Origin of the sequence: Bartonella sp. A1379B (assembly GCF_002022485.1) — a bacterium.
Lineage (GTDB): Bacteria > Pseudomonadota > Alphaproteobacteria > Rhizobiales > Rhizobiaceae > Bartonella > Bartonella rochalimae.
The window spans coordinates 64,096-85,167 of sequence record NZ_CP019780.1; the positions used below are offsets into that span (position 1 = coordinate 64,096).

The window sequence follows — 21,072 nt, forward strand, 5'->3', positions numbered from 1 at the left end:
GTGAATTGAAGGGTATAAGGGACTATCATGAGTCATATTGTTCATTCTTATGATATAGAATTAGAATATTTGGAATCCAAGATTTCAGAAATGGGTCGCCATGCTGAAAGAATGATTGAACGTTCTGTGGCATCAATTGTGTGTGATGATTCTGAGTTAGCAGCTTCAGTTATTGCCGATGATTTATTTTTAGATGAAGCAGAACGTGATCTTGATGAAAAAGCGATTACCATTATTTGTAAACGCCAACCAATGGCTGTTGATTTACGTGAAATTGTTGGAGCTATCCGGATTGCTTCTGATCTTGAACGAATTGGAGATATGGCAAAAAACATTGCAAAGCGGACAGTTGCTATTTCTGAAATCCGTCAACCTGCAGCTTTTTACCGTGGGCTTGAAACGATTACAGTTTTAGCGCGCAATCAGTTAAAGGAAGTCCTTGACGCTTATAAGAGTCGTTTATTGGATCGCATTGATGCAGTACGTGAAAGTGATGATAAAATTGATGCTTTATATACGTCTCTTTTTCGTGAACTTTTGACTTATATGATGGAAGATATGCGTAATATTACAGTTTGTACACACCTACTTTTTTGTGCAAAAAATATTGAACGGATTGGTGATCATGTGACTAATATTGCTGAAACACTTCATTATATTATTACAGGCAATCATATGACATTTGGTCGTCCCCGTGATGATATGACGTATAAAGTTGGAGTGAATGAGAAGAAAACAGATTAGGTTTTTATTTTCAATGAACCGATTATTAAGGAGTGAGATAGGTTTTATTATTAACTGGCGCGCTCTATAAGATTTCTTAATCTGTTTTGAATTGCATTTGAGTTTGGTAAAACTTTTTATGTAAAAAGTTTTTTAAATGGTACTCAGGTGTGGTGTTTAATGGTTATCAAATACTATAGTCAGTTATAGAGATATTAGTGTTTGAGGATTATTTTAAAAGCTTAAGATTAACACAATATTCATTGAATCATTTAGGCAATAAGAGATGTTTTGAATTAAGATTTTTTTATTGTTTTTTGTGTAGAAGCATGTTTTGACGATTAAATTATTAGATTATATATGTGAGCAATTAGCAATTAATTGTATATTTTTTTGATTTGTATTTAAAAATTCATTTGAATTTTAGATATTTGAAGACATAGGAATATATTGTATAAAATGAAAAAAAACCAGTGGTTTATTATTGTTCTTTGCGTTATATCATCCGTTATTGTAGGGTGCTCATCAAATCATGTGAAGCTTCAAAAAACGGACGATTATAAAAACACTAAATCAGTCGATTATCCATTAACAGAACGCCAATGTCTTATGCGTGCGATGTATTTTGAATCAAATCGTTCAAGTCGTGAAGGAATGATTGCTGTTGGAACGGTTGTTATGAACCGTGTGAATTCAAGTGCTTATCCAAAGACTATTTGTGGTGTTGTTGGCCAGCGCAAGCAATTTGCTCCCGGTGTTTTAACCCGCCCTATGCTTGAGAAGGCATCTGTTGCTCGTGTTAAAGAGGCTGCTGATGCTGTTTTACGTGGTGAGCGAGATAAGAAAAGTAAAAATGCCATGTTTTTCCACACTGCTGGTTTATCTTTTCCTTATAAGAATATGCATTATGTTCGTGTTGCGGGAGGTAACGCTTTTTATGAAAAACGTTCCCGTAATGGATCACTTCAAGTTCCGGTTAATGACCGTCCTTATGATGTTGCGTTTGCTTTTTCTCAAGAACGTTCTGATAATATGTCCAACTTTATAAACTCAAGTGTAGACAGTGGAGAAGTAAAAACAGAAGAAATACAGGAAGTACCTGTTTCAATAGAGATTGCACAAGCAGATAAAAAGAGTTTTACACCTTTTGTTGTTGCACAGCTTGATAAAATTCCTATTCCTACATCTGCACCTCGTTATGGAGATGAGCTAAGAGAAAACACAACAATTGTGGCGTATGCTATGCCTTCACAACATCAATTAAATGCAGTTGTTGCAATGTTAGAAGAACGGTATAGAAGTCGGTAATTTTTTTCGCAGTTGAATAAGGATAAGGGTTATGCGTTTTGATCGTGATGAAATGATTTCTCCTGAAATGCTTGACCGCCTTGCAGAAGTTACAATAAAAGTAGGGCTCAATTTACAAGAAGGACAGGATCTTGTTTTGACAGCTCCAGTTACGGCTTTACCTTTGGTTCGACAGATAGCCCTTCATGCTTATAAGGCTGGTGCTGGTGTTATTACACCACTTTTTGGTGATGAGGCATTATCACTTATTCGGTTTGAAAATGCGCATTCTGCTAGTTTTGATCGTGCACCTTCTTGGCTTTATGAAGGAATGGCAAAAGCATTTGAAAATGGAGCTGCACGTTTGGCAATTGTTGGTGATAATTCATTGTTACTTTCCAACCAAGATTTGAATAAGGTTTCACGTTTGAATAAGGCCACTTCGATAGCTTATCAGCCAGCTCTGAACAAGATATCAAATTTTGCGATTAATTGGTCGATTATCGCTTATCCAACAGCGGGATGGGCTACGGCAATGTTTCCTGATTTACCTCTTGAGCAAGCAATTCAGAAATTAGCAGGAGCTATTTTTTCTGCTTCACGTGTGACACAGGATAATGCTGTAGATGCTTGGCATGCGCACAATGCCAATTTAAAGCAACGTTCATCTTGGCTTAATGATCAACGTTTTGCTGCTTTGCATTTTACCGGTCCAGGAACCGATTTAACAGTTGGTTTAGCTGATGAGCATGAATGGCATGGGGGTGCCTCGATTGCTCAAAATGGTGTTATCTGTAATCCTAATATTCCCACTGAAGAAGTATTTACAACTCCTCATACTTATAGAGTTGATGGTTTTGTTCGTTCAACAAAGCCACTTTCCTATCAAGGAACGCTCATTGATAATATTGACGTTCGTTTTGAAGCAGGCCGTATTGTCAATGCATCAGCTTCAAAGGGGCAAGAAGTTTTGCAAAAGGTTTTACAAAGTGATGAGGGTGCTAGTCGATTAGGTGAAGTCGCTCTTGTCCCGCATTCTTCACCTATTTCTAAGAGTGGTTTACTTTTTTATAATACATTGTTTGATGAAAATGCTGCGTGTCATATTGCTTTAGGGCAATGTTATTCTAAGTGTTTTTTAAATGGGGCAACATTGACGCCGGAAGAGATTGCGATGCGTGGTGGGAATAAGAGTATTATTCATATAGATTGGATGATTGGATCAAATGAAATCAACATAGACGGTGTTATGCAGGATGGTACAAAAATTCCTGTATTTCGTCAGGGTGAGTGGGCTTAATTTGCACATGTGTAATCATTGGGGAGATAATGCCTGAACTTCCTGAAGTGGAAACGGTTCGCCGTGGGCTTGATCCGTTTTTAACTGGTGCAAAAATTATATCTGTTCAACTTAATCGTAAAAATTTGCGTTTTCCTTTTCCAGAAGCATTTTCTGAGCGATTAGTAGGCAGAACGATTATACAACTTAGTCGTCGCGCGAAATATTTATTATTTTCTTTTTCAAGCAATGAAACGATTTTGAGTCATTTAGGTATGTCAGGATCGTGGCGTATAGAGGGTGAATTTTTAAGCAAGGAGCATTCTTCTATAAGCAAATTAGTTGAGCATGATCATTGCATTATAAATATTCGGGCAAAAGATGATAAAATTTATCGTCTTACTTATAATGATGTTCGCCGTTTTGGTTTTATGCTTTTAACAGATACAACAAAGCTTTATGAACATCCATTTTTAAGAAGGCTAGGGGTTGAGCCTATGAACAATACGCTTTCTGGTGCTTATTTAAAAAAAGCTTTTGCTAATAAAAAAACATCTCTGAAAACAGCTTTGCTTGATCAATCTATTGTTGCTGGCCTTGGGAATATTTATGTTTGTGAAGCACTTTGGCGTAGCCATTTATCACCACAGCGGAATGCATTTACATTGGCGTTAGAAGATGTACATACACTAGAATCTACAAATTTTCTTGCACAAAATATATGTAATGTGATTACTGAAGCAATTGCTTCTGGGGGACTTCTTTACGTGATTATATGCATGCAGATAGTTCACTTGGATATTTTCAACACCATTTTTCGGTTTATGGACGTGAAGGAAAAGAATGTTTGAATTGTAGGGTACCTATTGTGCGTATTGTACAGTCAGGTCGTTCAAGCTTTTATTGTCCACAATGTCAAAAATGAAGAATGTGTCTTGCAAAATTTTATAACAAGCTTAAAGTCATATTTATAATTTTGCGAAGATTGAAAGGTTTTTTTATGCTTAATAAAGTGTTAGAGTATCTTGATAAGAATCTAGAAAAAAACCTTGAACATCTTTTTTCTCTTTTACGTTTTCAATCTATTTCTACAGATCCAGCATATAAAGATGAATGCCGTAAAACAGCTGATTGGTTGGTGGAAGATTTGAAAAGTATAGGTTTTACAGCTTCACGTCGCGATACACCTGGTCATCCAATGGTTGTTGGTCATCATCCAGGACCTTTTGATGATTGTTTGCATGTGTTATTTTATGGGCATTATGATGTACAACCAGTTGATCCACTGGATTTATGGGAAAATAATCCGTTTGAGCCTTCTTTAAAAGAACAAAATGGAAACAAGATCATCTGTGCTCGTGGTGCTTCAGATGATAAAGGCCAGCTCATGACTTTTATTGAGGCATGTCGTGCTTTTAAAGAAAAAACAAAACAGCTTCCTGTAAAGGTTACCATTTTGTTGGAAGGTGAAGAAGAAAGTGGTTCACCTTCACTTATTCCTTTTTTAAAGGAAAATGCTGATGAATTGAAGGCTGATTGTGCATTAGTTTGTGATACCTCAATGTGGGATGCGAATACACCATCTATTTCTGTGGGTCTTCGAGGAATTTTAGGAGAAGAGGTTGTCGTTACGGCTGCTAATTGTGATCTGCACTCAGGTTATTTTGGAGGCGCAGCAGCTAATCCTATTCGCATTTTAGCTAAAATTTTGGCTGGGCTTCATGATGAAAATGGTAGAATACAACTTCCTGGATTTTATGATGGTGTAGAAGAGACGCCTTTACAGATTTTACAATCATGGGATAAACTTGGTTGTAATGCTGAGACATTTCTTAGTCCTGTTGGTCTTTCTATCTCTACTGGAGAAAAGGGACGAAGTCTTTTAGAACAAGTATGGGCTCGTCCTACAGCAGAAATTAATGGCATGAGTGGGGGATATGAGGGTGAAGGATTTAAGACGGTGATTCCTTCTCAAGCGTCTGCAAAAGTTTCTTTTCGTTTAGTGCATAAGCAGAATCCAGAAAAGATAAGCCAAGCTTTTCGTAATTATGTGCGCTCTCTTATTCCTGCAGATTGTACAGTTGCATTTAAAGAACACGGTGCTTCTCCGGCGGTTCAACTTCCTTATGATTCACCTTTTATTCAAGCGGCGCAAGATGCTTTATTTCAGGAATGGGAGACACCTGCTTTGTTAACTGCTATGGGAGGATCTATTCCGATTGTCGGGGATTTTCAATCAATTTTTAATATGGAAACTATTTTAGTTGGATTTGCATTAGCTGATGATCGGATTCATTCACCTAATGAGAAATATAATTTAAAATCATTTCATAAGGGGCAACGGTCTTGGGTACGCATTCTTGCAGCCCTAGCAAACAGGAGAATAAATGGCAGAAATTCGTGTTCATCAAGGTGATTTACCAAATTTGGATAATTATTGTGTTGATTCTATTGCAATTGATACTGAAACTTTAGGATTGCAACCACACCGTGATCGTTTATGTGTGGTTCAACTTTCTTCTGGAGATGGTACTGCTGATATTATACAGATTGCTAAAGGACAAAATAGCGCTCCTAATTTAGTTACGTTGCTTGAAGATAAAACAATTACGAAAATATTTCATTTTGGGCGTTTTGATCTTGCTATTTTAGCGCATACATTTGGTGTGATGCCCGATGCTGTTTTTTGCACGAAGCTTGCTTCAAAACTGACGCGTACTTATACTGATCGTCATGGCTTGAAGGAAATTTGTAGTGAATTATTGAATGTTAATATTTCTAAACAGCAACAATCATCAGATTGGGCAGCAGATGCTTTATCTCGTGCACAAATTGAATATGCTGCATCTGATGTTTTGTATTTACACCGTTTAAAGAGTATATTTGAAGAACGTTTAAAACGTGAAGAACGCGAAGATATTGCAAAAGCGTGTTTTCAATTTTTGCCTGTAAGAGCAAAGCTTGATCTTTTGGGATGGTCAGAAGTTGATATTTTTGCGCATGTTTGAACTTTAAAATTTATTTCTAAAATTGAAAAGAAATAGTTGATCTCGTTAGTACAGAATATTTGTACGTTGCAAATCTTTCTTTACTCATTTTCCTGTATCATTTTGAGGAATATCAATTACCAATTTTACAAAAAGTAAATAGATTATATTTTTATAAAATATAATGAAATAGTAGATTACAAATGAATCTTTTATGAAGATGAGATTTCGTATTGTTGTTAGAATTATTTTTAGGAATATGATTAGTAAGTAAATGTACTACTCAGAAAAATGAATTTGGTAAGATATTTTTCAAATTAAATTGAACTTATCAAAACCTTATTAAACTGATTATAAGATAGATACAATAAAAATACCTTCTGGTTTTCTAAGGTTATCCTTCATTTTAAGAGTCAAGCGATAACATTGAGCGTACAGAATATCATTATTCAGATTTTATTTAAAATTCAAAATTTTCTTTATTAATGATTTTTGCATTGGAAGATCTCATAAATTTTAATGTGTTATGAGAATAAATTATAGGGAGTCTTTGTTAAAGACAAGGCTTTTGTTTTTTCTGTGTTTACACCATTTTTTCATAGATATGTGTGATGAAATAGTTTATAAAATACATTTTGTATTTTATAATATGGAGATAAGTTATGAATATGAAGTATTTTATTACAGTTTCGAGTTTTACTATGATGACAGCTGCTACGGTTCAAGGATCTGATCTTAAAGAGGAGATACCGCTTATTTCTCCAACTTTTCGTGTTAGTGAATGGAATAAGGACCCTTTACTTTTAAAAGATTCTTTTGGTCGTGTTGTTTACAGCAAGTGGGAAAAAATGACAGAACCAGTACATGTGGCTTTTGCATCGAGTGGTTCAAAAAAGTCAAAATCTAAAAAAAAGAAAAAGCCAGAGACATCTAATCATAAAAACAAAAGACCTAATTTATTTAAGCGCAGTCCATTCAGTTTTTAGTTGATAAGTATACAGTTTTTACGTGTGCTTTTTTATTAGGTTTATTAGGAGATATATTTTGTTATCACTTGTTGGAAAGGCTTAGTTTTATTTCTAGTCAGTGAGAAAAGTGGCTGACTAGAACGTGTTTTTGGTGACTGAATATAACTTAAGATGTGATTTAATTATATTCATGATATTGGTGACTTCATAATAATCAATATAACTGCGATATTTTGTAATTGCGTTTTTCATTATTTATAATAACCGTAAAATAAAACTAAAAATTATATCATATAATTGTGGTTTTTTTTATGTTTGTATCATTTTTACTACAGATCTTTTGAAGGAAATGTGTAACTATGTGTATATGAACATTAGCTATGGAGCAAATTTATGAATAATATGAAATGTTTAATCACAACATCTGTTGTTGCTTTGATAACAGCTTCTGCAGTGCAAGCAGCAGATATTAGAGTTCCTCAAGAAATAGGAGAAACAATTGTTGTTGCTCCAGCTTTTTCTTGGACAGGTTTTTATTTAGGTGCCCAGATTGGTGGTTTTTCTAGTAAGACTTCTTTTAGTGGCCCTGCTGATGATGATTCTAAAAAGTGGCTTCCGCTTGATAAAAAATTGTCGCCTAAGCCTTCAGGTTTCATAGGTGGTTTCTATGCAGGTTCTAATGTTGATTTAGGGAACGGTCTGATTCTAGGTGTTGATACGGATGTTGTTTTTTCTGGGCAGAAAGACACAAAAAATGACAAAGTAACATCTGAATTGGATAAAGACAATAATAACAACAACGCACCTGCAGGCGCAAAAGATAATGGAAAGCCTGAACCAGAGAAAGAACCAGAGAAAGAAAAAGACGTTAAATTTACACAATACGATCATACTTTAAAAGCGAAGTGGGCTGGTGCTACACGCATTCGTATTGGTTTTGCTGCTGATCGTATTATGCCTTATGTTGCTGGAGGTGTTGCTTATACACAGCTCCAAGACACCTTTACAACGTTAACTGGTATAAAGAAAGTTCCTGCGCAAAAAGCTGAGGGAACAGACAAAGAAACTTCTGGTAAGAGTAATACAGTTGATGAATCAAAAACAATGATTGGCTATACTCTTGCTGCTGGTGTTGATTTTGCAATGACTGACAACGTATTGCTCCGTGCAGAGTATCGTTACTCAGATTTTGGTAAAAAGAAATTGCATAATGACAAATTTGAAGTTAATTATAAAGCCAATGATTTCCGCGTTGGTGTAGCTTACAAATTCTAATTTATAGGCAAAATTTAAACTATAAAGAGGCCCTATCTCTGATAGGGCCTTTATTTTTTGCGAAAAGTGTTATTTGAGTTACAGATATTTAAAATAAAATGTTTTATAAAAACCAGTTTGGATTATTTGGAATTAGGAGATATTATATGAATATAAAACATTTACTGGTTGCATGTAGTTGGACTTTTATTCCGGTTTCTATGGTGCAAGCAGCTGATATTATGAAACCGCATCAGTCACAGAGCTATCAGCCAGTACCGGTGATTTCCTCTTCTAACAATTTTTCTTGGACGGGTTTTTATGTAGGCGCTCAGATTGGTGGTTTTTCAGGTGAAGCTACCTTAAGTCCTATTCAAGATAGTGTGGAGGAGGATAGCGAAGGTCAAGGATTTTCTGAAATAAAATCACCCAAACTTTCAGGTTTTATAGGGGGGATTTATGCAGGTTCAAATGTTAGTTTGAGCAAAGACCTTATTTTAGGTATTGATACAGATATGGTGTGGTCTGAAAAAAAAAATACAAAAGTATTTGATGTACAGGATATGAGCATAGATATGAGCATAAAAGAAAAGTGGGCTGGTGCTATGCGGATGCGTGTTGGTTTTGCTGTGGATCGTGTGATGCCTTATGTTTCTGGTGGTGTTTCTTATGTGCAGCTTCAAAATGTTTTTACAGAGGAGGGATTAGCTAAAGCAGTAGTAAGAGAAAGAAGGAACACTTCACCTTCTGATTCTGAGCCAAAATTCTTAGATGAAACAAAGATTCTAGTTGGTTATAGTGTTGGTGGTGGTGTTGATGTTGCAATGACTGATAATGTTATTATGCGTGCGGAGTATCGTTATTCAGACTTTGGTAAAAAGAAATTTGCGAAGGATAATGTGGATCTTAGTTATAAAACCAATGACTTTCGTGTTGGTGTAGCTTATAAATTCTAATTTACTAGAAGATTGAACTATAAGTGAAATCTCTGCTTTACAGCAGAGATTTTTTTATTGTGTTATTTTTACTACAGATTTTTAAAATTAAAACGTTATATAAAATACACTCTGAAATTTATATGGAGATAGATCTGTGAATATTAAATCTTTTTTTATTACATTGGCTATTACTTCAACTTGTATTCCCGTAGTACAAGCATCAGGAAGTGTGTCTTTTCAAGAGTCATTGTCACCAGCTTCTTTTCAACCTTCGTGGACTGGATTTTATATTGGTGGTCAGATTAGTAGTTTTTCAAGTACGGTTTCTGCAAGCTCTTTGGATTTTGAGGTTCCTCTAATAGGTGGTGCACAGAGTTCTGGACGTAATAATAAATGGGCACCAGTTGATCCGAAATTTTTGCCTAAACCCCTGGGGATGAGAGGTGGTATTTATGCAGGATCCAACGTTGATCTTGGTAATAACCTTATTGTAGGTGTTGATACGGATATAATGTGGTCCGGAAAAGAAGATAGCAGAAATTTTATCATTGATGATAATGGTATTCCAACGTATCGATCAGGTGGAGCAGGCAGTGAAATAGGTGCTAACTCTACACAACAACCTCAAATGGAAGCGAGAGCGATACTTAATCCTATCGGAGGTTTTAGAAATAAGAGTGTAATGTATTATTATATGGCTCAAGCAAAAAATAACGCACAAACAGGTATCGTTTTTAATCACTGTTTAAAAGAAAAATGGGCTGGTGCTACACGAGTACGTATTGGTTTTGCTGCTGATCGTATTATGCCTTATATTGCTGCTGGTGTTTCTTATACGGAGCTTCAAGATACTTTATCAGTATTGGTATCTAGAAGAAACGCTGAAGCAGATGAAGAAAAGAAAATGGTTGGTTACACCTTTGGTGGTGGTTTTGATATAGCAATCGCTAAGAGTTTTATTATGCGCACTGAATACCGTTATTCAGACTTTGGCAAAAAGAAATTTGCAAAAGGAGAAGTTGAGCTTAGTTATAAAACTAATGACTTCCGTGTTGGTGTAGCTTATAAATTCTAATTTATTGAGAAATTTATATTTTTATTGCGAAAAGATTCTGCTTATGCAGAGTCTTTTTTTTGAGAGTTATTTTTTGTTTTCTTTTTTAATAGTTTCATGATAAAATTTACAATATTATGTATTCTTGATCACTGCTGAATACGAATTATTAGTCCAGACTCCTTAATTATTAGTCCAGACTCCTTATAGAGTGGGTAGCTATAGTTTCAGGGTTCAGGGAAATGATACAAAACTAAAATAGTAAAAGTGGACAGGAATATTTCACAATGTCTGTGAAAAATGAAGTAATAGATTACTCAAAAACTCTTTATTTGCCCAAAACTGATTTTCCTATGCGTGCAGGGTTACCACAAAAAGAGCTTGAATTAATAAGACGATGGGAAGAGATAGATCTTTATACTCAATTGCGGCAACAAGCAAAAGATCGTCCATTTTACATTCTTCATGATGGTCCACCTTATGCAAATGGCAATATTCATATTGGACATGCTTTAAACAAAGTTTTAAAGGATGTTATTGTCCGTTCGTTTCAAATGCGGGGTTTTAATGCGAATTATGTTCCTGGTTGGGACTGTCACGGACTTCCAATTGAGTGGAAAATTGAGGAAAAGTATCGCGCGCAAGGGAAAAGTAAGGATGATGTTCTTCTTAGTGAATTTCGTCAGGAATGTCGCGATTTTGCACAGTCTTGGATAACAGTTCAAAGTGAAGAATTTAAGAGACTTGGTATTATAGGAAATTTTAAAAATCCTTATACAACAATGGCATTTCATTCAGAAGCACGTATTGCTAACGAATTAATAAAATTTGCTATGTCTGATCAACTTTATTGTGGTTCAAAACCTGTGATGTGGTCTGTTGTTGAGCGTACAGCTTTGGCTGAAGCAGAAATTGAATATCATGATCATGAATCTGATGTTATCTGGGTTAAATTTCCTATTTTGGAAACGTGTTTTCATGATTTATATGATACCTATGTTGTAATTTGGACAACGACGCCATGGACAATTCCTGGTAATCGTGCGGTTAGTTATTCTTCACAAATTTCTTATGGCGTTTATCTTGTTGAAAGTGCAGAAAATGATTTTGGACCTCAAGCTGGGGAAAAGCTTCTTTTTGCTGATGCTTTAGTTGAGAATTGTGCAGCAAAAGCGAAACTTATTTTAAAACGTTTGCGTTCTGTGTGTGCTGATGAACTTAAAACTCTTATTCTTTCTCATCCGCTTAAAGGTTTGGCTGGGGGATATAACCATAAGATTGCGATGCTTGATGGCTCCCATGTGACAGAGAGTGCTGGTACAGGTTTTGTCCATACAGCACCTAGCCATGGGCGTGAGGATTTTGAAATTTGGAATGCTTATAAGTCTGTATTGGAGCAAGCTGGTATTGACACTACTATACCTTTTCCCGTTGATGATGCAGGTTTTTATACGAAGGATGCTCCTGGTTTTGGACCAGATCGTAAGGAAGGGGCTATCCGCGTTATTGATGATAATGGAAAAATGGGGAGTGCTAATAAAGAAGTTATTAATGCTTTAATAAAAGCAGGACTATTATTTGCGCGTGGTCGTTTAAAACATTCTTATCCTCATAGTTGGCGTTCAAAAAAGCCAATTATTTTTCGGAATACGCCTCAATGGTTTATTGCAATGGATAAAGATCTTGGTGATGGTTCAACCTTACGCAGCCGAGCTTTGGAAGCTGTTATGACGACACGTTTTGTTCCACCTTCCGCCCAAAATCGTTTGGCTTCTATGATTACAGATCGTCCAGATTGGGTGCTTTCTCGTCAGCGTGCTTGGGGTGTTCCAATTTGTATTTTTGTTAATGAAGATGGGCTTATTCTTAAAGATGAGCAAGTGAATAAGCGTATTTTACAAGCTTTTGAAGCAGAAGGGGCAGATGCATGGTTTGCAGAAGGGGCTCGAGAGCGTTTTTTAAATGAACGTGCCCATGAGAGTTGGGTACAAGTGTATGATATTTTGGATGTTTGGTTTGATTCTGGAGCAAGTCATAGTTTTGTGCTAGAAGATCGTGCTGACTTGAAATGGCCTGCTGATGTTTATTTTGAGGGATCTGATCAGCATCGTGGATGGTTTCAGTCTTCTCTTTTAGAAAGTTGTGGGACACGAGCTTGTTCACCCTATAAAACTGTTGTTACACATGGTTTTACTTTGGATGAGAATGGCAAAAAAATGTCTAAGTCTTTGGGCAATACGATTATGCCACAAGATATCATTAAAACATCTGGTGCTGATATTTTTCGTCTTTGGGTGATGACAACTGACTATTGGGAAGATCAGCGTTTGGGTAAAAAGATTCTTCAAACAAATGTGGATTCATATCGCAAATTGCGAAATGCAATTCGTTGGATGCTTGGTATTTTAGTGTATGATGAAGGAGAAGAAATACCCTATTGTACACTACCGGATCTTGAAAAATTGATATTGCACCGACTTTATGAACTTGATCAGTTGATTAATCGATCTTATGATGAGTTTGATTTTAAGAAAATTATGCGTGCATTATTGGATTTTTCAATTGTTGAGTTATCTGCGTTTTATTTTGATATTCGTAAAGATACTCTTTATTGTGATCCCCCTTCATCAAAAAAGCGTAAAGCTTCTTTACAAGTTATTCGTGAGATTTTTGATCGAATGGTAACATGGCTTGCTCCAATGTTACCTTTTACAATGGAGGAAGCATGGTTAGAACGTTATCCAGAAAGTTGTTCGGTGCACTTACAACAGTTTCGCCCTATATTGACAGAATGGAAAAATGAACTTTTAGCAGAACGTTGGAAAAAAATCAGACAGGTTCGTAAAGTTGTAACAGGTGCTTTAGAGATTGAGCGAGTAAATAGACGGATTGGATCATCTTTAGAAGCAGCGCCTATTGTTTTTATTTCTAACCCTGTTTTATTAGAATCTTTGAACAATTTAGATATGGCAGAGATTTGTATTACCAGTGCTTTAATAATCGTTCAAGATATACCTCCTGCGGATGCTTTTATTTTGAGTGATGTTGAAGGTGTCGGTGTCTGCTCGAATAAGGCGGTGGGTACTAAATGTGCTCGATCATGGCGTTATACACAAGATGTTGGGAGTGATCCAAATTATCCTGATGTTTCTGCTCGTGATGCAGCTGCTTTGCGAGAATTACAAGCACTTGGCAAAATTTAAGAGGTTTAGCATATATCAGTAGAAGATGCTTTGAATAGGGTCATTTGAAAGGGTAGTATTCAATAAATTTAACATCACTTAGATTCTATCATTGATGAAGAGGAAATTTATGTTAGAAATGAAATGCGTTGTTTTGTCTATGAATAGGCGATTTGTGTGTTGTTGGCAGTCTCCAAAGAGTCATAATAATGTCAGTGAACTGTGCGCTTAAGGAAGTGAGTGAGCAATGAATAGATATGCAATGAAAATATTTTTAGCAAGCACGCTGAGTGTATGTTGTATATTGACGGGGTGTAATTTGTCTGCTCCTACTTATGGTACAGATAAAACAGCTTCATTACAATTTTTTGATGATATAACTAATCTTGCTTCCTTAAGATCAAAAAATAAAAATAGTCAAATTGTGATGAAACAGCGTTCAAAACTTGTCTTCCCAGAACCTAATGCACATGTAGTTTTACCTCCACCTCAGATAGATAGTACGGAGATTAATTCTCATAATGAGATGGAGATGTCAGGACAGTCTCAGAAGAATTTGCGAGGCGGAGTGGAGGCTAATAGAGTAAATTCTCATGGTAATTCTTCAGATAAAAAATTAGTAAGAAAAGATCGTACAAATCTTGATGATCCAGAGGGTATTGTACAGCTTAATGAGAAACAACAACGTGAGGAATATTTGCGTCGGCGGAAGGAGGCTGCTGGTGGGAGTGCAAATTATCGTCGGTATCTTAGTGAGCCGCCTTTAATTTATCGTCAACCAGCAGTAACCGCACCTGCAGGGCCAAAAAGGTAAAGAACAAGAAATAAAAAAATATGTGAAAAAGGAATATCCGTTTGCCAGTAGAAAGCAATAAGGAGTTAAAAAAGGGGGATGTCGTTTAAAGATTAGAGATTCAGGTTGAAATAAAGTTTATTTTTGATGTCGTTTTTGTATAAAAAAATCTTTAAGCAATTGAGAGGCTTCTTTTTCTTTAAAACCAGAATAAACATTAGGCCTATGGTGGCAGGTTGGTTGTTGGTAGAAACGCGGTCCGTGTTCAATAGCGCCACCTTTTGAATCGCTCGTTGCATAATACAAGTTTCTTATGCGTGCAAATGAAATGGCTGCGGCACACATTGCACATGGTTCGAGTGTTACATAAATATCGCATTCAGGAATTCTTTCACTTTTGAAAATTTGACAAGCTATACGAATAACACGCATTTCTGCGTGTCCTGTAGGATCGTGTGGGTTTTTTATGTAATTACCGGCACGTGCGATGATTGTTTGACCATGTGTGATAACTGCCCCTACGGGGATTTCATCTTGTTTTTTTGCTGATTGTGCTTCTAAAAGAGCTATTTCCATGGGAGTAAGTCTCATATTATTCTTCCATTGAAGTATAAGTAACCAAAAAGCTATATTAAAGAGGTCTACGAAGTGAGCAAGCTTTTTTATTATGTCTCATTTGGTAATGAAATGGTTTCATTACATCTTAAAAATGTTAAGAGCTGCTTTAAAAGTAAATGGGACCTTAGGGATATCAAAGGATAAAATATGATGACTGACTGCACTTCTCCTTCTGTTCAGAATAAACGACATAGTATGCGTGATAAATTTTCTATACAATTTGAAAAAAATAGAAATGAAAAGAGAGTGAGTGAAAAGAGTGAAAGTGAACGAATTGCTAAAAGGTTAGCGCGTGCTGGATTAGCATCACGCCGTGACGCAGAAATGATGATTGCTGCAGGTCGTATTGTTGTTAATGGTGCAGTTGTCACTACGCCTGCTTTTAATGTTACTCGCTCTGATGTTATTATGGTTGATGGTAAGCCTTTACCTCCTATAGAACGAACGAGGTTATGGCTTTATTACAAACCAATAGGATTTGTTACGACTAATCGTGATCCTCAAGGGAGACCAACAGTATTTGATAATTTGCCAAAAGGTATGCCTCGTGTTCTTTCTGTGGGGAGGCTTGATATTAATACAGAAGGACTTTTGCTTTTAACCAATGATGGTGGTTTAGCACGTGTATTAGAACTTCCTTTAACGGGATGGGTGCGCAAATATCGGGTTCGTGCTCATGGAAAAGTTAAACAGAGTGCACTTCAAGATTTAAAGAATGGTATTGCAGTTAATGGGATTTTTTATGGTTCAATTGAAGCTTCGATTGAACGTGAGCAGGGATCAAATGTATGGCTTTCTGTAGCTTTGTGTGAAGGAAAAAATCGTGAAATCAAGAATGTTTTGGGAGCTTTAGGATTATCTGTTAATCGCTTAATTCGGGTGTCTTATGGTCCGTTTCAGTTGTCTGATTTAAAAGAAGGTGCAGTTCGTGAATTAAAAGGTCGAATGTTGCGTGATCAATTAGGAGAGCGTTTGATTATGCAAGCTAATGCGGATTTTGATGCGCCTATTTTAAAGCCTTTTTCAAATTCTGCTGTTAGTGAAAAACAAAACATTACAAAACCTCCTGTGATTAAGGATAATTGGATTGTTTCTAGCAAAGAAAATCTATCGTATGGGAAAAAAAGCAGATTTTTAGGGCACAGTCAGGTACGATTGAGTAAAAAAATTGATGAAAAATTAAGGGGTAAAGAGCAAAACAAAGGTGGGAAGGAAGAGCGTGCTTTTTTACGTTCACGTTGTTCTAATGTCTGGATGGCTCCTGGTGCTTGTCCGAAGATTGTACGTAAAAAGTCCTCTTCTGATACAGATAATTATTATGATCGTAAAAGTAATTGGGTTGGTAAGAGATCTACTGATAGAGGGAAGGAAAAACGATCAGAAAGACAAGTAGAAAAAGCTAAATGCATTAATTTTTCTAAAAAACATAGCAAAACATCCTCTGTTGAATCACGTATTTTTAGCAAGAAAGATCAATTATTAAAAAAAGAGAGAAAGGTTATTCAAGACGATCGTGATGAACATTTTTTGAATAATAAGAGGAAATCTAGGCCATTTGATAAGGCCATGAAAAAATTTAAGAAATATAATAATGGTGCAAGAGTATCTCAGCGATCTGGAGGATAAAGTGCGGGTTATCGGTGGTAAGTTTTCGGGGCGTATTTTGGCAAAACCTCTTGGTCTATCCATTCGCCCAACAACTGATCGTACGCGTGAAAGTCTTTTTAATATTCTTACGAGTCGGGAAGAAAATTTTTGGGTAAATAGGCGTGTTCTTGATCTTTTCGCTGGCACTGGTGCTTTAGGAATTGAAGCGCTTTCACGTGGAGCAAAGACCGCTGTTTTTGTTGAAAATACAATAGAGGGGCGCAGTTTAATTCAAAAGAATATTGAAACTTTAGGGTTGCAAGGCGTTGGGCGAATTTTACGCCGTGATGCAACCAAACTTGGAAATATTGGGACAATGCTTCCATTTGATGTTATTTTTGCGGATCCTCCTTATGGTTTTTCGTTGGGTGAGAAGGCTTTTATTCAAGCTCTTAAAGGAGGATGGGCAAAAACTGAAACACTTTTTATTCTTGAAGAAGCAAAAGAAGCGATTATCAATTTGCCCGATCCATTTTATTTGGATGATGAGCGTTTTTATAGTGATACAGTAATACGGATCTATAGACTTCAACAGTAATGTATATTTGAGAAATTTTTTTTATAAAGTGACACAAGATTATTCTACATAGTTTTACAATATTTCTTTATAAAGCAGTTATTCCGTTATTGCAGGATTTTTTCTGGTTTGGTTAAAGATTTTGAGGAAAAGAAAATAGCTATTTTTGCAAAAGAGTTTCATTTTAATCAATGAATAAAGATAGTGTGATTGAGGAATTGGTATTCGAGTTATCACTCAGATCACCTGGCATTATCTGAGATTAGTGGATGAACTAAAAGGAAGATAAAGAGTGCATATTTTTATTGTCGTTTCTCAAAGACTTCTATAAACATAAAAAATAGTAACCATAGAAGGCAACATTTCTTTTGTATTTACTTGGGAATTGAAGCATGCTGTAGGAGAGATAGAGTGAAAATTGGTGTGGCATTCGGTGGTGGAGGGGCTCGTGGTTTAGGTCATCTTCCAGTGATTGGGGCATTCGAAGATTTAGGCTTGAAACCAAATGTTATTGCAGGATCTTCTATTGGTTCTATTGTTGGTGCTGGTGTGGCTTCCGGAATGACAGAGACTGATTGGAAAGAGTATTTTTTATCAACTTTTTCTAACTCAAATGATATTTTAAAGCGTTTATGGTCTTTAATGCCGACATCATGGAGAGCGCTTTGTGAATGCAGTTTCCATCTTTTTCAATTTAATTTGGAGTTAATTTTAGAAAATTTTTTACCATTGAACTTTCCGAGAGATTTTTGTGCATTAGAAATTTCTTTTTGTGCTGTAGCTTCAAATTTAAAAACAGCAGAGATGGTCGTTATTCAAGAAGGAGATTTGCGTTCTGCTTTGGCAGCTTCTTCTGCTCTTCCTGGTTTATTTAGGCCTGTTTTACGCAATCATGATTTTTTGATTGATGGGGCGATTTGTAATCCAGTCCCTTTTGATTGTTTTACTGAATCAGTTGATCTTTCAATTGGTTTTGATGTTACAGGGCTTCCGATTATTGAGTGTAAAAATGGACACTTTTCTGTTTCTGAAAGTCTTGTTGCTACAGGTATTATAGGACAACAAGCGCTTGTGACAGCACGTTTGCAGTGTGCAAAATTAGATCTTTTATTATGTCCTCCTGTTAATGGGATCCAAATTTTAAATTTTTTTGAAGTCAAAGAAATTTTAAAACGTGTAGAGCCGTTTCGTGAAAAAGCTAAAAGGCAAATTTCTGAATTAGTTGAAAGAAAAATGATACATAGTGGCTTATAACTTTTAACTATAAATAGACAAAAATTATATTTTTCATTTAAAATTTCTTATTAAGAATGAATAATTACTATTTAAAGGATATTTAGGAAGATGAACAAAAAACAGCTTGATAAAGCTAGTTCGTTGGTTGAAGCGGCAAAGCGTTTTGGAGCAGATGCTGCTGATGCTGTTGTTATCCACTCAAATTCTGTTTGTGTAGCAGTTCGTCTTGGCAAAGTAGAATCGACTGAAGCTTCAGAAAGTGATGATTTTACATTGAGGGTTTTTGTTGGTAAAAAAGTGGCAAGTGTTTCTGCTAATTTTGTTGTTAATCCGCAAGAATTAGCAGAACGTGCTATTGCAATGGCTAAAGCCTCGCCTGATAGTTTATTTGAAGGTTTGGCGGATAAAGAGTGTTTAGTTACTCATCCTAAAGATCTTGATCTTTTTGATCATTTTGTTCCACAAAGTCATTTTTTAACACAAGATGCTTTGCAAATGGAAGCAGCAGCCCTTGATGTAAAGGGTGTGAGCAATTCTGGCGGTGCAGCAACAGCTTATGGCAAGAATGGGTTTGTTCTTGTGAATAGTGATGGTTTTTATGGATCTTATTGTTCCAGCTATTTTTCGCGTTCTTGTAGTGCCCTTGCTGGTGAGGGAACGGAAATGGAGCGAGATTATGATTATACGACGGCTTTACATTTCTCTGATTTAGAATCAGCAGATACGATAGGTAAAAATGCTGGATTAGGAGCAGTTCGACGTTTAGGAGCAGTTCGTGCAGAAACTGGGGTTGTGAATGTTGTTTTTGATCCACGTGTGGCTCGTGGAATTGCGGGTCATATTGCGTCTATGGTTAATGGAGCATCAATTGCTCGCAAAACAAGCCTTTTGCAAAATTTAAGGGGTGAAAGGGTTATGAAGGTGGGTATTAATGTTATGGATCAACCTTTAAGATTACGCGGAAATGCTTCTCGTCCTTTTGATGGTGAAGGGGTAGAGGGACATACACTGAATATTATTGAAAATGGTGTTTTAAAAAACTGGCTTCTTTCATCATCTTCAGCTCGTGAATTAGGACTTAAAACAAATGGCCGTGGTGTACGTTCTGCATCCCTTGTTCAGCCAGCAAGCACTAATTTTTCTATTGAACCAGGTTTAGTATCACCTCATGATATGATAAAAAGTGTGCAAAATGGTTTTTATGTTACAGAATTGTTTGGGCATGGTGTTGATTTTATTACAGGGCAATATAGTCGTGGAGCTTCTGGTTTTTGGATTGAAAATGGCGAAATCACTTATCCAGTAAGTGAAGTAACACTAGGATCTGATCTCCTCCATATGTTAGCGCATTTAGTCCCTGCGAATGATATTGATCGACGTTATGGTATATCGGCACCGACATTATTAATTGAAGGAATGATCCTTGCAGGAAAATAATGCACATTATTATGCCGACTTAAATCTTTTGCTCGATGTTTGTTGGGAGGCAGGAGATTTAGCAATGAAGTATTTTGGATGTGAGTTCGATGTTTGGTTTAAAAATGGTAATTCACCAGTTAGTGAAGCGGATGTTGCTATAGATGTTTTTTTAAAAGAAAAACTTCTTAGTGCACGTCCGGATTATGGCTGGATTTCAGAAGAAACAGAAGATAAGAGGGGAGAAGCTATTTATAAACGCTGTTTTGTAGTTGATCCCATTGATGGGACTCGAGGTTTTCTTTCTGGAAGTATTGAGTGGTGTATTTCTGTTGCTATTATTGAGAATAATCGTCCTATTGTAGGTGTTTTACAATGTCCTGCTAAAGGTGAAATATATGCAGCTGTAACAGGGGAAGGGGCAACATTGAATGGCGTTAAGCTGCCCCTTTTAAGACCTAATATCAATCGAAAATATAGGATTTCGATTGATCGATCAATTGCGCAAAAATTACCATATGATTTTAGCAACCGAATCAGTTTGTTTCGTTATATTCCTTCTCTTGCTTACCGTATTGTTCTTATTGCTCAAGGTGAAATTGATATTGTATTGGTTCGTCCGAATTGTCATGATTGGGATATTGCTGCTGCTGATCTTGTTTTACAGGAGTGTGGTGGATGTCTTATGTCGCTTGAGGCGCCATTTATTTCTTATGGAATTGAAGCTTATCAAAATGGTTTTTTAGTTGCTGGTGAAAGTAATTGTTGTCAAAATATGATACATGTTGTTCGTCAAGCAAAGTTAGTTTAATCAAATAAAAAATCTTAAATTTTAAAACGATACGGAGGGTAAATATGGCTGAAGTCAACGAAAAGAGACAATTATTGCATCTTGTGTTTGGTGGGGAATTAAAAGATCTAAATGATAATCAATTTAGAGATCCCAGTAATTTGGATGTGGTTGGTATTTTTCCAGACTATCAATCAGCTCAGGAAGCATGGCGGGCAAAAGCGCAAAGCAGTGTAGATAATGCATTACAACGTTATTATGTTGTGCCTTTACATCAGTTTCTTGATTACTCAACAAGCGATAGATCATAAAGTTTAAATATTCAATTATTGTTTTTTATTCTACGAAAATACTACAAGATTGAGTTTGCTAATTTTAATGTC

18 protein-coding genes and 1 pseudogene are annotated in these 21,072 nt (G+C 36.0%); 18 read left to right on the plus strand and 1 reads right to left on the minus strand.

Features of this window, described 5'->3' with window-relative positions:
• Positions 1 to 27: 27 nt before the first annotated feature.
• From phoU to BA1379B_RS00350, 12 genes and pseudogenes are all read left to right on the plus strand, one after another.
• Positions 28 to 744 carry a phosphate signaling complex protein PhoU gene (gene phoU, locus BA1379B_RS00295; RefSeq protein ID WP_035005639.1) on the plus strand — a complete coding sequence of 239 codons (717 nt, stop codon included), beginning with the start codon at positions 28 to 30 and terminating at the stop codon, positions 742 to 744.
• Between the two features lie 438 nt (positions 745 to 1,182).
• The gene (locus tag BA1379B_RS00300) at positions 1,183 to 2,031 is read left to right on the plus strand and encodes a cell wall hydrolase (protein ID WP_078673524.1); all 849 of its coding nucleotides are present in this window, start codon (positions 1,183 to 1,185) and stop codon (positions 2,029 to 2,031) included.
• A gap of 31 nt (positions 2,032 to 2,062) precedes the next feature.
• Positions 2,063 to 3,310, plus strand: a complete 1,248-nt coding sequence (locus BA1379B_RS00305; RefSeq protein ID WP_078692274.1) for an aminopeptidase — start codon at positions 2,063 to 2,065, stop codon at positions 3,308 to 3,310.
• 29 nt (positions 3,311 to 3,339) lie between these two features.
• Positions 3,340 to 4,214: pseudogene (gene mutM, locus BA1379B_RS00310) on the plus strand (bifunctional DNA-formamidopyrimidine glycosylase/DNA-(apurinic or apyrimidinic site) lyase).
• 75 nt (positions 4,215 to 4,289) lie between these two features.
• Complete coding sequence (locus tag BA1379B_RS00315) at positions 4,290 to 5,705, plus strand: dipeptidase (RefSeq protein ID WP_078674133.1); 1,416 nt, start codon at positions 4,290 to 4,292, stop codon at positions 5,703 to 5,705.
• Positions 5,677 to 6,297, plus strand: coding sequence for a ribonuclease D (locus BA1379B_RS00320; protein WP_035005646.1), 621 nt, complete (start codon positions 5,677 to 5,679; stop codon positions 6,295 to 6,297). Before BA1379B_RS00315 ends, BA1379B_RS00320 begins: the two co-directional genes overlap by 29 nt.
• A 641-nt stretch (positions 6,298 to 6,938) precedes the next feature.
• Complete coding sequence (locus tag BA1379B_RS00325; RefSeq protein ID WP_035005647.1) at positions 6,939 to 7,262, plus strand: hypothetical protein; 324 nt, start codon at positions 6,939 to 6,941, stop codon at positions 7,260 to 7,262.
• 375 nt (positions 7,263 to 7,637) lie between these two features.
• On the plus strand, positions 7,638 to 8,519 hold the full coding sequence (locus BA1379B_RS00330; protein WP_078692275.1) for an outer membrane protein: 882 nt from the start codon (positions 7,638 to 7,640) through the stop codon (positions 8,517 to 8,519).
• A 146-nt stretch (positions 8,520 to 8,665) separates the two neighbouring features.
• The gene (locus BA1379B_RS00335; protein WP_078692276.1) at positions 8,666 to 9,454 is read left to right on the plus strand and encodes an outer membrane protein; all 789 of its coding nucleotides are present in this window, start codon (positions 8,666 to 8,668) and stop codon (positions 9,452 to 9,454) included.
• Positions 9,455 to 9,590: 136 nt separating this feature from the next.
• A complete protein-coding gene (locus BA1379B_RS00340; protein ID WP_236829044.1) occupies positions 9,591 to 10,511 on the plus strand; it encodes an outer membrane beta-barrel protein in 921 nt (306 codons plus the stop codon).
• Between the two features lie 266 nt (positions 10,512 to 10,777).
• Positions 10,778 to 13,693, plus strand: a complete 2,916-nt coding sequence (gene ileS, locus BA1379B_RS00345) for an isoleucine--tRNA ligase (RefSeq protein WP_078692277.1) — start codon at positions 10,778 to 10,780, stop codon at positions 13,691 to 13,693.
• Positions 13,694 to 13,919: 226 nt separating this feature from the next.
• The gene (locus tag BA1379B_RS00350; protein ID WP_035005655.1) at positions 13,920 to 14,486 is read left to right on the plus strand and encodes a hypothetical protein; all 567 of its coding nucleotides are present in this window, start codon (positions 13,920 to 13,922) and stop codon (positions 14,484 to 14,486) included.
• Between the two features lie 117 nt (positions 14,487 to 14,603).
• Here the strand turns inward: BA1379B_RS00350 and BA1379B_RS00355 are convergent, their stop codons facing one another.
• Positions 14,604 to 15,056, minus strand: coding sequence for a nucleoside deaminase (locus tag BA1379B_RS00355; RefSeq protein WP_035005656.1), 453 nt, complete (start codon positions 15,054 to 15,056; stop codon positions 14,604 to 14,606).
• Positions 15,057 to 15,329: 273 nt separating this feature from the next.
• On the opposite strand from BA1379B_RS00355, the gene BA1379B_RS00360 reads away from it, so the two are divergent.
• From BA1379B_RS00360 to BA1379B_RS00385, 6 genes are all read left to right on the plus strand, one after another.
• Positions 15,330 to 16,709: a pseudouridine synthase gene (locus BA1379B_RS00360; protein ID WP_078692539.1), complete on the plus strand. Its 1,380-nt coding sequence runs from the start codon at positions 15,330 to 15,332 to the stop codon at positions 16,707 to 16,709.
• A 1-nt stretch (position 16,710) separates the two neighbouring features.
• Positions 16,711 to 17,268 carry a 16S rRNA (guanine(966)-N(2))-methyltransferase RsmD gene (rsmD, locus tag BA1379B_RS00365; protein WP_035005657.1) on the plus strand — a complete coding sequence of 186 codons (558 nt, stop codon included), beginning with the start codon at positions 16,711 to 16,713 and terminating at the stop codon, positions 17,266 to 17,268.
• Positions 17,269 to 17,658: 390 nt separating this feature from the next.
• Entirely contained in the window at positions 17,659 to 18,501 is an 843-nt protein-coding gene (locus BA1379B_RS00370) for a patatin-like phospholipase family protein (RefSeq protein ID WP_078692278.1), read from the plus strand.
• 90 nt (positions 18,502 to 18,591) lie between these two features.
• A complete protein-coding gene (locus BA1379B_RS00375) occupies positions 18,592 to 19,920 on the plus strand; it encodes a TldD/PmbA family protein (protein WP_078673531.1) in 1,329 nt (442 codons plus the stop codon).
• Entirely contained in the window at positions 19,907 to 20,710 is an 804-nt protein-coding gene (locus tag BA1379B_RS00380; RefSeq protein WP_078692279.1) for a 3'(2'),5'-bisphosphate nucleotidase CysQ, read from the plus strand. The genes BA1379B_RS00375 and BA1379B_RS00380 overlap by 14 nt, the downstream gene beginning before the upstream one ends.
• A gap of 44 nt (positions 20,711 to 20,754) precedes the next feature.
• On the plus strand, positions 20,755 to 21,000 hold the full coding sequence (locus tag BA1379B_RS00385) for a DUF4170 domain-containing protein (protein WP_035005662.1): 246 nt from the start codon (positions 20,755 to 20,757) through the stop codon (positions 20,998 to 21,000).
• Positions 21,001 to 21,072: the final 72 nt, after the last annotated feature.